General features: G+C 40.4%; 14 protein-coding genes. 10 read left to right on the forward strand and 4 right to left on the reverse strand.

Going from position 1 to position 15,652, the window contains the following annotated elements; all coding sequences use genetic code 11:
• On the reverse strand, nt 1-1,079 hold a 1,079-nt coding region (locus tag FC85_RS08330), incomplete at its 3' end, for an IS110 family RNA-guided transposase (protein WP_225427654.1).
• A 727-nt stretch (nt 1,080-1,806) separates the two neighbouring features.
• Here FC85_RS08330 and FC85_RS08335 point away from each other — a divergent pair.
• The 8 genes from FC85_RS08335 to FC85_RS08370 all read left to right on the forward strand — a co-directional run bounded on the left by FC85_RS08335 (nt 1,807) and on the right by FC85_RS08370 (nt 9,890).
• Nucleotides 1,807-3,003 carry an ABC transporter substrate-binding protein gene (locus FC85_RS08335; protein ID WP_057865073.1) on the forward strand — a complete coding sequence of 399 codons (1,197 nt, stop codon included), beginning with the start codon at nt 1,807-1,809 and terminating at the stop codon, nt 3,001-3,003.
• A gap of 72 nt (nt 3,004-3,075) precedes the next feature.
• Nucleotides 3,076-3,954 carry a branched-chain amino acid ABC transporter permease gene (locus FC85_RS08340; protein ID WP_057865074.1) on the forward strand — a complete coding sequence of 293 codons (879 nt, stop codon included), beginning with the start codon at nt 3,076-3,078 and terminating at the stop codon, nt 3,952-3,954.
• A 52-nt stretch (nt 3,955-4,006) separates the two neighbouring features.
• Nucleotides 4,007-4,924: a branched-chain amino acid ABC transporter permease gene (locus tag FC85_RS08345; protein ID WP_147008616.1), complete on the forward strand. Its 918-nt coding sequence runs from the start codon at nt 4,007-4,009 to the stop codon at nt 4,922-4,924.
• The gene (locus FC85_RS08350) at nt 4,921-5,700 is read left to right on the forward strand and encodes an ABC transporter ATP-binding protein (RefSeq protein WP_057865076.1); all 780 of its coding nucleotides are present in this window, start codon (nt 4,921-4,923) and stop codon (nt 5,698-5,700) included. Before FC85_RS08345 ends, FC85_RS08350 begins: the two co-directional genes overlap by 4 nt.
• Before the next feature lie 10 nt (nt 5,701-5,710).
• Nucleotides 5,711-6,415: an ABC transporter ATP-binding protein gene (locus FC85_RS08355; RefSeq protein WP_057865265.1), complete on the forward strand. Its 705-nt coding sequence runs from the start codon at nt 5,711-5,713 to the stop codon at nt 6,413-6,415.
• 5 nt (nt 6,416-6,420) lie between these two features.
• Complete coding sequence (locus tag FC85_RS08360; protein WP_057865077.1) at nt 6,421-7,071, forward strand: CBS domain-containing protein; 651 nt, start codon at nt 6,421-6,423, stop codon at nt 7,069-7,071.
• Between the two features lie 375 nt (nt 7,072-7,446).
• Complete coding sequence (locus FC85_RS08365; protein WP_057865078.1) at nt 7,447-9,066, forward strand: peptide ABC transporter substrate-binding protein; 1,620 nt, start codon at nt 7,447-7,449, stop codon at nt 9,064-9,066.
• A gap of 98 nt (nt 9,067-9,164) precedes the next feature.
• Nucleotides 9,165-9,890 carry a gamma-glutamyl-gamma-aminobutyrate hydrolase family protein gene (locus FC85_RS08370; RefSeq protein ID WP_057865079.1) on the forward strand — a complete coding sequence of 242 codons (726 nt, stop codon included), beginning with the start codon at nt 9,165-9,167 and terminating at the stop codon, nt 9,888-9,890.
• Nucleotides 9,891-10,049: 159 nt separating this feature from the next.
• On the opposite strand, the gene FC85_RS08375 is transcribed toward FC85_RS08370, so the two are convergent.
• The 3 genes from FC85_RS08375 to FC85_RS08385 all read right to left on the reverse strand — a co-directional run bounded on the left by FC85_RS08375 (nt 10,050) and on the right by FC85_RS08385 (nt 12,301).
• Complete coding sequence (locus FC85_RS08375; RefSeq protein WP_057865080.1) at nt 10,050-10,964, reverse strand: DMT family transporter; 915 nt, start codon at nt 10,962-10,964, stop codon at nt 10,050-10,052.
• Between the two features lie 27 nt (nt 10,965-10,991).
• Nucleotides 10,992-11,339, reverse strand: coding sequence for an iron chaperone (locus tag FC85_RS08380; protein WP_057865081.1), 348 nt, complete (start codon nt 11,337-11,339; stop codon nt 10,992-10,994).
• Between the two features lie 236 nt (nt 11,340-11,575).
• Nucleotides 11,576-12,301 carry a fructosamine kinase family protein gene (locus FC85_RS08385; protein WP_225427633.1) on the reverse strand — a complete coding sequence of 242 codons (726 nt, stop codon included), beginning with the start codon at nt 12,299-12,301 and terminating at the stop codon, nt 11,576-11,578.
• A gap of 333 nt (nt 12,302-12,634) precedes the next feature.
• Between FC85_RS08385 and FC85_RS08390 the strand changes: the two genes are divergently transcribed.
• Together FC85_RS08390 and FC85_RS08395 are read left to right on the forward strand one after the other, a co-directional pair.
• Nucleotides 12,635-14,020, forward strand: coding sequence for a glutamate--cysteine ligase (locus tag FC85_RS08390; protein ID WP_057865082.1), 1,386 nt, complete (start codon nt 12,635-12,637; stop codon nt 14,018-14,020).
• A 6-nt stretch (nt 14,021-14,026) separates the two neighbouring features.
• Nucleotides 14,027-15,367 carry a glutamate--cysteine ligase gene (locus tag FC85_RS08395; protein WP_057865083.1) on the forward strand — a complete coding sequence of 447 codons (1,341 nt, stop codon included), beginning with the start codon at nt 14,027-14,029 and terminating at the stop codon, nt 15,365-15,367.
• The last annotated feature ends 285 nt before the right edge of the window (nt 15,368-15,652 follow it).

Below are 15,652 nucleotides of genomic sequence, written 5' to 3' on the forward strand. Positions count from 1 at the left end.
GTCGGGCCGCTTTTTAGGTGATAGTAATAGTCCACAATATGATTATCAGCGGTGTGCTGAGCACGCAACATGTTTTTTACAATGAGATACATCAACCTGCGGGCTCGGGGATCACCACGCTTATTAATATGGTCCTGTCGAAGATATTTACCGGATTGGTAACGGTTAATGTCAATCCCGACAAAGGCATTAAGTTGATTAGCATTATCAAAGCGACGAATATCGCCAAGTTCACCAATGAGTTCGGCCGCACTTTGTGCGCCGATGCCGGGCATAGAAGTGATGACGGCAAATTCAGGTAGGCGGTTAGCTAAAGCAACTAGCTGCTTAGTCAACGCTTCTTTCTGCCGGATTAAATTAATTAAACTCCGGCAATAATAACGCACTGCCTGAACTTGAACGCTGTCTGGATCAACAGCCGGATAACTGTCTTTGGCTAGTACTTGAAGTTTTTCAGCATACTGTAAGCCTTTGACTTTAGATAGCTTCTTATCAGTACTGTGGATCAACCGATTCTTTAAAACCGTCCGGGAAAGCCCCCGTACCAAGCTGGGATGTGGAAACAAACTGACAACATTTAACGCGAGTTTCGAAACTCGACTAGTAAAGAGCTGTTCAAGCTCTGGGAAAGCTTGTTGGAGTTGCGCGTGAAGCTGGACATGTTTAACGTGGATATCAGTTTGAACGCGTTCACAAAAGCGGGCTAATTCGTGTATCTTCGCATAAACCTGTGTTCTGGGTTGCTTAAGACGGAAATGATTATTCAACGCCGCCCTAGCAATCCGGTGAGCATCTTGGGTATCGGTTTTTAATCTGCGCAGACTGTTAGTTTTCAGCTTTAGATCTAGCGGATTCAATAAACAATAAGGCAGTTGGTTATCAGCACAAAAACGTTCTACTGGGCGGGAATACACCCCAGTGGCTTCAAAATAAAGGATGGGGTGATTAGCTCGTTGCGTAACTTTAAGCAGTTTAGCAAACCCGGAACGGGTGTGTAAGACTTGAAATTCAGCTTGGCAAGCCTCGTGGGCATACCAAACCACGTAACTGTGACCCTCGGAGACATCTAAAGCGATCACATCAGACAATTTATCGCTTCCTAGCAATTCTTTTATTTTTGAAGTTATTCGCTCACCTAGACAACTAAACTCATTTCCTATACGCGGCCTCGCAGGTCCTCAATCTTAAACCAGTTTAAAGCTGTGGAGATGGCGACGACCCTTTTATATTACGGACTCGAAGTCCCTCAGAGTATGAACGGCCTTTAGCTTCATCTCCAGTGTAACGAAAAAGATCCAGTCAGGAGCTGATTTTTATCAGTTTCTAACTGGATCTAATCTTAGATTGTTTTTTCTTGCAAAAAAATGATTAATAAACTTATTTTATTAGAAGGGTTGACATTTAATTAAAGAATATCTATACTTCTAGTCAATCAATAAATTCTTGGCAAGGAGGTTGTCACAATGGAAAAGTTTAATTCAGATTGTTACATGTTCGTGGCAACTCTCACGAACCAAGATTTAGCCTTATTATTAAAGATGAAGGACCCGACGTTGATCTGGTAGTTTGTGATAACTACTCATTTCAGATCAAAAAAGTTGAGCCCTTATTTCATTTTTAATGATGAGGGCTTGATAAAACAAGATTTCAAACCTCATTCATTAAAGAATGAGGTTTTTTTATTGCATTGGGAGGCGATTGGGTTTGGAGAAATACTTAAGGCAAAGCGGTTAAGCCGTATTTGGGTTTAGCGGATCCATGATCGGAAATTGACGTGTACATATAAATTGAAAGTGGGTATTGGATATGAAAAAGAGTGCGATTAAAAAAGTGGTTAGTTTTGCTGCAATTGTGATGACAGCAGGAATTTTTGCGGGATGTAGTACTGCTAAAACGCAAACCAAGGGGAACACGCAAACTGGGAATACAGTTAAAATCGGGGTCAACATGGAGCTTTCAGGTGCAGCAGCAGGCTATGGGAACTCACAAAAGCAAGGTATTCAATTAGCTGCCCAGCAAATTAATAAAAATGGTGGAATTAATGTTAATGGTAAGAAGAAAAAGATCAAGCTGATCATTCGGGATAATAAAACTTCTACGACCACATCAGCTTCTGTTGCGGCTCAGCTGACTAACAACGATAAAGTTTCAGCCATTGTTGGCCCAGCAACTACAAATGCCGGAACTGCAGAAATTCCAAATATCACTAAAGCGGCCGTACCAAGTGTCAGTCCATCGGCGACTGATCCAAATTACACCAAGCAAAAGAATGGTAAAGTTCAACCGTATGTTTTCCGGGCTTGCTACCAAAATAATTTCCAAGGGGGAACTGCCGCTAAATTTATGACAAATAATTTGAAAGCAAAACGAGTTGCAGTATACGCCGATAATTCAAGTGATTATGGAACTGGTTTGGCAAAAGCCTTTAAGAAATCGTTCAAAGGAACCATTGTTGACAGTCAGTACTTCTCAGAAGGCGATAAGGATTTCAATGCTGTGTTGACATCATTTAAATCAAAGAAGATTGACGCAATCTATGTTCCTGGGTATTACACAGAGGTTGGATTGATTGTTAAGCAGGCGCGTCAAAATGGCATCAACGTCCCAATTGTTGGTAGTGATGGTATGGCTGATCCCAAATTGGCTCAGATTGCTGGCGATAAGAATGCTTCAAAGGTCTATTACACAACACCGTTCTCTGATGACGTTGCTAAAAGTAATCCAACAGCCGTTAAATTTATGAACGAATATAAGGCTAAATATCATGCTGATGCCCCAACATTTTCAGCTTTGGCCTATGATTCTGTTTACATGATTAAATCAGCAATTGAAAGTGAAAAATCGGCCGATTCAGTCAAAATTGCCCAAGGATTGGCTAAAATCAAGAATTTCGATGGGGTGACTGGCAAGATTACGATCAATAAAAATCATGATCCTGAGAAGCCGATTGCAATTGAACAACTGACAAATGGTAAGGTAAGCAATTCGTTCAATATCAAATAATATAATAAGCGTAAAATCTTTGAACAATCGTTTAAGAACGCACTTTGCCTCAGCTAAAGGGAGGATTTAAAATTGCAAACAGTTTTTCAACAAATTATTAATGGGCTTTCATTAGGAAGTATTTATGCTCTGCTGGCTCTGGGGTACACAATGGTTTACGGCATCATTAAGTTAATCAACTTTGCCCATGGTGATATTTATATGCTTGGCGCGTTCTGGGGATACTACGTGATAAATGTTTGGCATTTTAACTTTATTAGCGCGCTACTTTCAGCAATGCTTGTTGGTGCGGCTAGTGGTGTGATTATTGAGTATTTCGCTTATCGACCGTTGCGGCATTCGCCACGGATTACCGCATTAATTACTGCAATTGGCGTGTCATTCTTTTTGGAAAATGGGATGTCTTATCTGTTTAGTTCGAATACTCGGGATTTTCCACAAATTATCAAACAGGTTAATTACAATCTTGGCGGCGTTTTAATTTCAAACATTCAAATTTTGATATTAGTAACGGCTTGCATCTTGATGGTCTTATTGCAGCTCATCATTAAGAAGACAAAGATGGGACGCGCAATGCGGGCGGTTTCTGTTGATCCGGATGCAGCTGAACTTGTTGGCATTAATATTAATTGGACAATTTCATTTACGTTTGCACTGGGATCAGCTTTGGCCGGCGCCGCTGGAGTATTAATTGGATTGTATTACAACTCAATTGACCCATTAATGGGAATGACGCCTGGTATTAAAGCATTTGTTGCAGCGGTTCTTGGGGGCATTGGTTCGGTTCCCGGTGCTTCGGTTGGTGGCTTTTTGATTGGTATCTTGGAAACGTTTTTCCAATCGATTGGACTTTCTGCATACAAAGATGCCGTTGTTTACTTCGTTCTGATTGTTATTTTGCTAATCATGCCGGCAGGAATTTTTGGCAAAAATACCAAAGAAAAGGTTTAGGTGATCAATTTTGAAAACAAATTTTAAATACAATATTATTTGGTTCATCATTATGGTCGCTGGCTTTTATCTGATGAATACGTTAATCCTAGTTGGCGTTATTAACACGTTTATCGAAAACATGCTGGTCACAATTGGGATCAACATTATCTTAGCAACCGGTCTGAACCTGATTATTGGGTTTGCAGGACAGTTTTCACTTGGTCACGCTGGTTTTATGGCAATTGGTGCTTACGCAACGGCAATCATTACGCAAACTGCCACGACGCCTGTTGGCTTTTACCTTTCTGTTTTTGCAGGAATTGTTGTTTCAATTATTGCAGCCCTGATTGTTGGTATTCCAACACTAAGATTACGTGGTGATTATTTAGCAATCGCGACAATGGGTGCCGCTGAAATTATTCGGATTATCATTAATAACATGAAAATTACGGGTGGTGCCGCAGGAATTTTTAATATTCCGCAGTTAGCATCGTGGCCAACAGTTTACATTATGGTTTGTGTTACCACCATTATTATTGTGAACTTTATTCACAGTCGTGGTGGCCGTGCCGTGACCTCGGTTCGTGAGGATGAGATTGCGGCTGAGGCGATGGGGATTAATATTTTTAAGTGGAAGTTAGCGGCTTTTGTTCTCGGAGCTGCTACAGCTGCCGTTGCAGGATCGTTGCATGCGTCATTCTTGCAAACCATTTCCCCAAATGATTTCGGAATCATGGAATCAATTTCAATTCTAATCATCGTGGTTCTTGGTGGCGTTGGGAGTATTACCGGAACCTTTGTTGCCGCAATTGTCCTTGGTGTGTTGGATACCGTATTGCAAGACTTTGGGGCCTTAAGAATGGTGATTTACGCTGTGGCGCTGGTCTTGATTATGATCTTTAAACCATCAGGGATTTTAGGAACTTGGGAATTTTCAATCAAACGAATTTTTAATCGATTTAAAAGAAAGGAACGGGTGGAGCAATGACGAGTTTACTGCAAGTTGATAATTTGGTAAAAAACTTTGGTGGCTTAACGGCTGTTTCAAACGTTTCCATGCATTTAGATAATAATGAACTGGTCGCGTTAATTGGACCCAATGGTGCTGGGAAAACAACGCTATTTAACTTACTAACGGGGGTTATTCCTGTGTCTTCAGGCTCAATTGTTCTCAAAGGCGATGACGGCACCTTCGCTTTAAATGGTAAGCCGGCTTATCGAATTGCCAAACTGGGCCTCTCACGAACCTTTCAAAACATTCGGTTATTTAAGAATTTGTCGGTTCTTGACAATGTTCTAATTGCCATGACGAGTCGATCCAAAGAAGGATTTATTGCCAGCATTTTTAGATTACCAAGTTACTATAAAACGGAAAAACAATTAGTTGAAGAAGCGACTAAATTGTTGACTATTTTTGAACTGGAAGATGACATGGATGTGTTGGCAAAAAACCTACCTTACGGGACCCAGCGCCGATTGGAAATTGTTCGCGCACTAGCGACTAAACCGCAAATTTTATTTTTAGATGAACCGGCAGCTGGGATGAACCCTGAAGAAACGGCCAATTTGACACAGTTGATTCTGAAAGTTCAACATCGGTTTCACATCACAGTTTTGTTGATTGAACACGACATGTCATTAGTTATGAATTTGGCAGAACGAATCTACGTGTTGGATCATGGTTCGTTGTTGGCGGAAGGAACGCCGGATGAAATTAAAGCTAATCATAAAGTGATTAAGGCCTATCTGGGAGAAGGAGAGTGATGACGCGATGATGTTACAAGTTGAGAAATTAGTTGTTAACTATGGTGTCATTAATGCCGTCAAAGGGGTCAGCTTTAATATTAACCAGGGCGAAATCGTGTCACTGATTGGTGCTAATGGTGCTGGGAAGACAACGATATTAAAGACAATTTCGGGTTTGTTAAAGCCCAAGAGTGGTAAAATCGTTTATGAAAATCAAGAAATTCAGCGACAAAAAGCACCAAAAGTTGTCGCCGAAGGGATTTCCCAAGTTCCGGAAGGTCGGCACATTTTTCCGGGGCTATCAGTGATGGAGAACCTTCAGATGGGTGCTTTCTTGATTAAGGATCGTCAAAAGGTTAAACAAAGTTTTGATGAAGTTTTCGAACGGTTTCCGATTTTAAAACAACGAAAAAATCAGGATGCGGCAACATTGTCAGGTGGCGAGCAGCAAATGTTAGCGATGGGAAGAGCCTTAATGGCCAGGCCAAAACTAATATTATTGGATGAGCCCTCGATGGGATTGGCACCAATTTTCATTAACGAAATTTTTGATATTATCAAAGAAATTAACAATCATGGGACAACTGTTTTACTAATTGAACAAAATGCTAAAAAGGCCCTTTCAATTTCGGATCGAGGGTATGTTCTTTCGACTGGCAACGTTCAGTTAACGGGTAGTGGTGAAGAGCTGCTGGCCAATGAAGAAGTTCAAAAAGCATATTTGGGAGGTTAGCAGAAATGAGTGTAAGAGATTTTATGTCCACCAATGTGATCACCGTAACACCTGAAACTAAAATTAGCATTGCCGTTAACATTATGAAGGAAAATGATATTCATCGACTACCGGTAATTGACGACGGGCAATTGGTCGGTTTAGTCACTGAAGGGATTATTCAAGCGGCATCGCCTTCAAAGGCAACCAGCCTATCGATTTATGAGTATAATTATCTGCTTAACAAAATGACAGTTAAGGAAGTCATGACAACGATTGTCCGAACGATTGATGCTGATGATTTTTTGGAGGATGCGATTCATGAAATGCGGAAATATCAAATTGGTGTTTTACCGGTTATGAGTGACGGTGAGACGATTGGTATTATCACAAATAATGATATTTTGGATGCCTTTTTGGATGTGACGGACTATAACGAACCAGGAACTGTGGTTCAAGTCTTCATCCGTAAAGATCGCACCGGAGTTATTTACGAGATTGGTAAAATAATGGCTGAGAATGGATTAAACATTCAAACATTAATGGTCACGCACCAAGGGACCACAAAAGTCGTTGAAATTCATGTTGATAAAAAGGATGGCTTCTCTGTTGCCAGCAAATTGAGTGATGCTGGATTCGATGCCAAAGAATCTGAACGTTATAAACGGCCAATGTAAATTGAAAGAATATTTTTGGTGTACATTGACAAAGTGATTGAATGAGATTATAGTATCCTTAAAAGATAAATAAATGATAATAGCATTTGATGAGAAGAGTAGTTAAATTGACGGCCAGCAGAGATCCCGGATGATGAGAAAGGGAGTCCAAATGTTTAATGAAGATGAGCTCTGACAACAAACTATTTGGTTCACGCCAAATAATCGGTTGCAACCGTTACCTTGCACGGTATCAATAGGTACTGGTAAGTGGCTGTTATTATGACAGCAATAAGGGTGGTAACACGATGAATTCGCCCCTTAGTCGATGTTGAGTCGACTGAGGGGCGAATTTTTTTGAATTTATTTATTAATTGATATCTCGGGAGGAATTCTATGAAACGATCATTATTATTGAGTCTTGGTATCCTAACGGCAGGAACACTGTTATTGAGCGGCTGCGGTCAAAATAAGGCTGATAGCAATAAAAATAAAACATTCAAGACAACTGCACAAACGAATGTTATTACGGTTGATCCCAATCGGGCAACAGACATTGGCAGTAATTTAGCAATTAATCAGGTTCTCGAAGGGCTGTATAAACAGAACAATCAGGGCAAGATTGTTCCCTCGATTGCAACAAAAATTGTGAAACCCACCAGTCATGGTACGGTTTACACGTTTAATTTAAGAAAAAATGCTAAATGGAATGACGGCAGTCGCGTAACTGCCCAGGATTTTGCAGCTTCCTTTAGACGACAAGTTGATCCCAAGACTAAATCACAACGGGCGCAGCATTTGGCAGATTTTGCTGGCTACCAACAGGTTTCGACTGGTAAGGCCCCAACTAGTCAACTAGGAGTTAAGGTACTTGGAAAATATAAATTACAGATTCGTTTGAGTCATGCCGTCCCATATTATAATTATGTGATTGCAACGCAGCTATATCCAATCAATCGAAAAGATTTGGCGAAGTGGGGCAGTCAGTATGGCCAAAATTCTGCTCATGCTTCGTCAGACGGTGCCTATGAAATTAAAAATTGGAATTCATCATCCGATACTTGGAACCTTGTTAAAAATAAGGATTACTACAATGCTGGTAAGGTATCGATAAGAAAGATCAACTTCCAGGTTGTCAAAACACCGCAAACTAGTTTGCAGTTGTTTAAATCCGGCGATCTCGATGAAACTCAAATTTCCGGCAGTTTAGTTTCAGATGCCAAAAGGCAATTTAAGAAGGAAGTCGTGGTTAATAAATATGGGCAGGTCGCCTTTATTCCATGGAACAACTATCACAAAACAACCCGGAATCTTAATCTAAGGCGGGCAATTAGTTACTCACTTGATCGCCAGTCGCTGGCCAAAAACGTGCTTAAGGATGGTTCAATTGCAGCCCAATCGGTTGTGCCGGAAGGTGAAGTTAAGGATGCCGGCGGCAAGGACTTTAATGCGGGTGTGACGCCTAAATTGGCGTATAATCTGACTAAGGCACGCCATTACTTTGCGTTGGCCCAGCAGCAGCTTGGTAAAAAGAAAATTAGTTTTCAATTACTAACAGCAGACACCGACGCTTATAAGGCAGTTGCGGAGTATATTCAGGCCCAAGCTAAGAAGGTGTCACCTGATCTTAATGTGTCTGTTCGATCCATTCCGCTTGAACAGGAAATCTCTGATTTTACCAATCACAAGTTTGAAGCTGGCACACTTGGGTGGTCAACTGATTTTCCAGATCCCATTGATTATCTTAATTTGGCTGCCAAAGATGGGACAATTAACTTTACCGAATGGACTAACGCAAAGTATCAATCGTTAATTAATAAGATTAATGATACGGCTGATCAAAAGCCGGCGCAACGAGTTAAACTACAGCAACAAGCCGCTTCGTTATTGAACCAACTCCAGGGTGTAACGCCACTGTATCAGTATGCATCGGTTCATTTGCGAACAAATAAGGTAACTGGTCTGGACTATCCATTGATTGGTTATCAAAAGTACGAGTATGCAAAGTGGAAATAAGCTGTTTAACTTGATTGCGGGTTATTCGTGTGACAGGTTGGTGTAAATGAAACAAGAAGTTTTTGATAACGGGTGATATAAAAGGAGACTTTATCTTTATGACAGTAAAAGTTGGTGTGGCAAGTAATCATTTGATTCATCCAATTCCCCGGTTTGACGTTAATTTTGTTGATTATATTCAACGGGACTATATTGACGGACTTCGGCAGGCTGACGCTTTACCACTTGTCCTACCGTTAGGTGATCCTAAAGACGCCAAAGCCTATATTGAGCAGGTTGATGCTTTAGTCCTATCTGGCGGCCAAGGTGTTACACCTGTGTTGTATGGGGATGAACCCATTAAAGAAGTTGCTGAGACAGATATCTATCGTGATCAGTTTGAAATTGCGTTGGTTAAAGCCGCTGTCAAAGCTCACAAACCGGTACTAGGAATTTGCCGTGGCGAGCAAATTATTAACGTTGCCTTGGGTGGCACGCTTTTTCAAGATATCTATAAACAAATGGGCGCTGCTGGAAAGCATAATCAGTTTCCAACTTCTTGGGAAATTCCAACGCAACATGTGACGACTACCGACGGTTCTTGGCTGAATCAAATTCTTGGTGAACGCTTTTTGGTTAATACCTTTCACCACCAGGCCATTCATCAATTGGGTGAGAATTTAAAGTCAGTTGCCGAAAGTGATGATCATGTTGTGGAGGCGATTGAGTCCCAGGACGGCAACATCATTGGGGTCCAATTTCATCCCGAAATGATGTTTAAAACCCATCCTGAGTTTGCAAAAGTTTTCGATTATTTTGTGGATCGGGTTCGGGCGGGAAGTTAACCGCTTTTTGTATCAAGTTTCCATTTGGTAATGACCATGATTACAACACAAAACAAGGCCGGGACAAATTCATTTTGTCCCGGCCTTGTTTTGCTGTACCTAATATAAAACCCGCTTAAGTTGTCGGTTTTTTGTACAAATAATTCAGAGACCTGTCACCTATGAAATAGGGATGTTACTACTATGAACAGCAGCCCATGATTGAACAAAGACGGTACCAAGAATCAAGATAGCACCTGTTGTTTCAAAGAGTCCAAAGTGAGTACCTAAAAATGTAATTGACAGGAATGTTGCTGATAATGGTTCAAAGGAACCCAGTACACTGGCAGTTGTTGGTTGAATAAAAGTTAAGCTTTGTAGGAAGAACAAGTAAGCGAACATTGTGCCAAAAATCACCACAAAAGAGACGCCGCCATACGTTGACCATTTGAAAGGTGGCATATGATCCCAGATCCTATAAAATAGGCTGAAGGCCACCCCGCCAATCAGCATTGACCAGCCGACAATTGGAATCGACCCATAAGTTCGCAATAAGGTTCGTGGTAACATCGTGTAAAGGGATGCGCTAACAGCCGTCCCGAGACCCCAGAGAAAGCCTCCCATTGGAATGGTTAATGTTGTTAAACTACCATGGGTAACAAGTAGAATTGTTCCGGTGAGTGCCATTAAGAGAGAAAGAACATCAACTCTGCGGGGTAAGTGTTTGGTACTTAATGCTAGATAAATAATAATTAATGCTGGTGATAGGAATTGTAAAATGGTTGCCGTGGCAGCGTTTCCCTCCTCGATTGCCTTAAAATATGTATATTGGGAAGCGGCCATCCCGATAAAACTGAAGAAAATAAGGTAGACTGCATCGTGAAAATGATGCCAGACGGCCAAATTTTGTTTGCGATCGGTGACCAGCCCAAAGAAAACTAATAAAATTCCTGAGATAAGCATTCGGACTGATACCAACCAATTTGAACTGATATTAACATCGGCGAACAAAAATTGGGCGGTTGTCCCAGAGATGCCCCATAGTAATGGCCCAAGGATGGCCAGACTAATTCCTTTAATTTTGGGGTTTTGCATGATGGTTCCTCCATATAAACAACGGTTTTAAGAAACAATTTTTAAGATATCATTAACAAGCGTCACGGGGACTGGCTGATTGAAGTCAATATTCAGCCGTTTTTGACCCGTTACATAACCCAACTGTTTAGCATGTTCAATGACATCATCAGTCAAGTCAGCAGAGATGGCTAAGCTTACGTGTGATTGATAGGCAGCAATGCTAATCTTTTTGTGATCAAAGATGTAAAACGGCTGCATGTAACTGATCTTTTCTTGGGCATCGGGAAAGGTATGCCGGATTATTTCTCTTAACTTGGTTAGAAGGGGTTGCGCATTTGGTGAAGCAGTTGAAATGTAGTCGTCAGTATCCGTAACTTTTTGTTTTTTTGGCAAATTAGATTCCTCCAATAATATCATTGAAATTATTATAGCGCTTTTCTTTTTATGACAAATGCAAAAAGAGTCGGGATAGGTCAGAAATGTCTTTTTTTAAAATAAATACTCCTGATATTCCGATTGTTTTGGAAAATCAGGAGCATTTATTTATCTGATTCAGTTCTTATATTTTGTTTGGATATTGGTCATAGCAATAAAAAAGCCAAAGTAAACTTATCCTCTGATCACGATAGTTATTGCAAGGTTTGTAGGATTTGGATAACACTATCTTGATAACCCGATCCAAATTGCGATAAATGAAACATCAAATAATATAGTTGGTAAAATGGGATGCGCTGTTCATAGCCCTTACTCAGTGGATATTCATCTTGATAACCTTTGTAAAAATCTTGATTAAACCCGCCAAAAACGTGAGTGATTCCCAAATCGAATTCGCGATCACCGTAGAAGACAGCGGGATCGATTAAAACCGGGTTACCAGTTAAGTCAAACATAAAGTTACCTGACCATAAGTCACCATGAAGTAGGGATGGCGATGCTTGGTGAGTGGTCATTAATTTCTTGAATCGTTTGATTGATCTTGCATACATATTTTCCATGTCGTGAGTCCATAAGTCCCGATTCTCAATAATTTTCTTTAAGTCGTTAAGCCGTTGATCAATAAAAAAAGATTTCCAATCCGGCCGCCATTGATTATTGGCTGTGTAAGTTCCCATTGTAAAATCTTCTTCAAAACCAAATTGACGATTAGGACTTTTTCGTTTGTGGAGTTGAGCCAGCTGCTTTCCCAGCTTATATTGATCGCCTGATCTTTGGTGGTCGACATAGGATAATAACAGGTAGGCGTCATTTTCAAATTCTCCCCAATCAAGCACTTTGGGAACGGAAACTGTTTCTGATAATAACCGCAAACCAGTGACCTCATGCTTGAAAAATTCCTTAGTGTTGTTAGATTGGATGAGTAAAAAGTATTTTGTTTGATCAGCTTAAGAGCGCGTAGGCATCGTTAATGTCTCCACCACCGACGGATTGATAATCAATAACTTTATTAATTGGTAATTGAGTAAATAAAGTTGGATTCATTGATAGTCACTTCTTTCGTCACAAGGATAATCGTTCGCTTTCATTCTAACATTAAATGGCTTAAAGACAGAGGAGTAACCATTAAACTGATGATCGTTGATTTACGGCTTATAATGATATTGCGGGACAAGTGATAAAGCCTTTGAAAAACAGCTCAAAGTGCGTTAGAGTTACGTTAACATTTTTTAAGATTATAGGGGGGATTACATATGCTATTTGATGAGATTGGGCAAATTATTTTTAATAACGAAATTGTTGCCAACGCAAGTGATTTTAATATGGGGATTGAAGTTGAAACAATTCGAATTGATTCAGCTGGTCGGTTAACGAATGAGCCATATCCCAAAGCGCTTGGAAATCAACGAAAAAATCATTTTATTAAGACGGATGTTTATCAAATTCAAAGTGAAGTCATCACGCCCACAGCACGAAAGTCATTAGATGCCATGCACTATTTGATGGCGTTAAATGATACGTTGCGAAATGCTTTGGAACCAAATGAATTATTGTGGCCGCTAAGTATGCCACCAATCTTACCAAAGGATAAAAAGAGTATTCCCATTGCCAATGTCGAGCCGAAACAAAAAGCCTATTATGAAAAATGGATTGAGACCCGTAGCGATACTCAAGGAATTCCGGTTGGCGTGCATTTGAATGTCAGCATTAATGATGATGTCTTAAAAACAGTTTGGGAGTCGGAGAAGGATAAATTCGGATCGTATGCCGACTTTGTTAATTATATTTATATTAAAATCTCCCAAGGATTTGTTTATTATCGGTGGTTGATTACGTATTTATTTGGTAATAGTCCAATTGCTGAAAAGAACTTTTTTGAGTCGGATCAAGATCAGCCACAACGGCCCGTTCGAAGTATTCGTTCTTCTAACTATGGGTTGACCTCGGATGTCAAAAAAGATTATCGATCAGTTAAGGATTATGTCAATAACTTGGAAACTAATATTAAAGAAGGCCATTTGTTTAGCGAGGCTGAATATCATGCTAGTGTCCGAATTAAATCTGTCCATGGTGATTTGACCAACATGGTTAAAAACGGGGCTGACTATATTGAATTGCGAATGCTGGACCTTGACCCAACGACTGCGCTAGGTGTGCGAACTTCCGCAATTCGCTTTTTCCGGATTCTATTAAGTTATTTCATGATGACACCAATGATGACAACACCTGATAAAATTAATTTGAAGTTAGCTCAAGGAATTGCGATGAATGAAGTAGTTTCATTGGAAAGTCCAACTCAGCAAACGATTTATCATCACGAAGCGCAAACGTTTCTTGATCAATTGCAAATGTTTGGCGCTACGATCCAGTGGGGACCAGAGTATCAAGAAATATTGGATACCATGCAAGACCGGTTGGATAATCCTAGATTAACACCGGCGGCAACGCTTTGTGATCATGAAGTGGATGGGTCTTTGATGTCGTATGGACTGGCAGTGGCAAATCGTTATCAGAATCGGGCTCATGAAAATCCTAATCCGTTTACGGGATTTGAGGAGAAACCTGATATGAATGCGGATGAGCTGCGACAACGGTTATTTGGTGTTATGGGGAAACCTGAAAATTACAAAGGACAGTGATTCGCGATGGCAGCAGCTGATAAGGGGTTGAATAAGCAACTAATTGCGGACTTGGTGAATGCCAAAGTTGGCCTTGAAGTGGAGACTCATCGAATTAATCATGATGGGCAAATAAGCCAGTTTGATTATCCGCATGATTTATTGGATCAAAAGCGGCACCACTTTATTAAAAATGATTTTTTACAAACTCAGTCTGAACTAATTACGCCACCCACGTTGTCGACTCAAAAGGGATTGCAATACCTGGGCGTCTACCATCAAGCCCTTCGTGGTGCGCTTGCGAGTGGCGAGCTTCTTTGGCCGTATAGCATGCCACCACATATGAAGGCTGATCATTCGGATATCAAAATTGCTGAGGTAGATTCTGATAGTTATGTTTATCGCCAAAAAGTTGCTAAGATCAGAGATATTCAGCGAACATCTGAAACTGGCGTTCACGTCAACATTGGGTTAACCGGGGATGTGATTAACACCTTGCAATCATTGAATCCCAGCGATTCGATTGATAATGTTTATTTGCAAGCCGCAGTTGGTTTTATGCAGTATCACTGGTTGCTGACCTATCTTTTTGGGGCGACACCGTATGCCTTTAAAAACTATTTTTCCGAAAAGACCCATGAACCTGATCATCCAGTTCGTTCGATACGAAATTCGAATCTGGGATATGGTAATGGCTTTCTTTCGAGTTATCAAAGTGTCGCAGAATATGTCAAACAGATCCATGTGGCTGTTAATAAGCATCAAATTATTGCGGAGCGTGAGTATTACGGGACAGTTCGGTTAAAACAGAGCGATAAGGTTTCTGACTTGCTTTCCAAGGGAATTGCTTACATCGAGTTGCGAATATACGATTTGGATCCATTTGAACCGACTTTTGTTTCAGCTGATGCGATTGATCTGATTCGCTTAATGTTTGCCTACTTCATATCCCGAAATTCTTTTAATCTTAGGGTTGCTGATCAGGAAATTGCGGTTGCGGTTAAGAAAAATAACCAGGTTGCTTTGGAAAGTCCATTAGCGGTTACGCGCTATCAAACGGAAGCGATCACATTTATTGCGAGACTCAGCAAGTTTTGTCAGCATATTACGCTACCTTTCAACGCCGAACAGCTTTGCCTTAAAATGATTGAGCGAATTGAGAATCCATTAGTAACGCCAAGTGCGCGACTGGTTGAATGGGCAAAATCTGATCGAGGGGATTTATTTAACTTACTTTTGAAACTTGCCAAAGGATACCAAAATGATTTAGTTAATCGGCCGGTTATTGGGTTTGAATCGCGAACCAGGGAATCGCAAACTGAAATTTTAAATCAATTGCAGCAAGGGAAAAGTATTCTGATCAAATGAAACCATTTTGGATAATCTGCTTAAATGTTTAAAGCCCTCGTCACCATCATGCTTTTGGAGGGCAACAATCGAGTTGACACCAAGAAGAGATGGACAAAATAATGTTTTTCCAACCTACTGTTTTGGTTGAGAGATTATCATAGTTAGAGGATTGATTCAGGTGGGTTCAGAATTACTTTAAAATCCGAGTAATTTTTAATAAAATAAGCGGTCAAGACTAACATTCCTAATTTGGGAATATCAAGCTTGGCCGCTTATATTTTTTGAAAGTTAACAAACGATAAT

Origin of the sequence: Lentilactobacillus diolivorans DSM 14421 (assembly GCF_001434255.1) — a bacterium.
GTDB classification, from domain to species: domain Bacteria; phylum Bacillota; class Bacilli; order Lactobacillales; family Lactobacillaceae; genus Lentilactobacillus; species Lentilactobacillus diolivorans.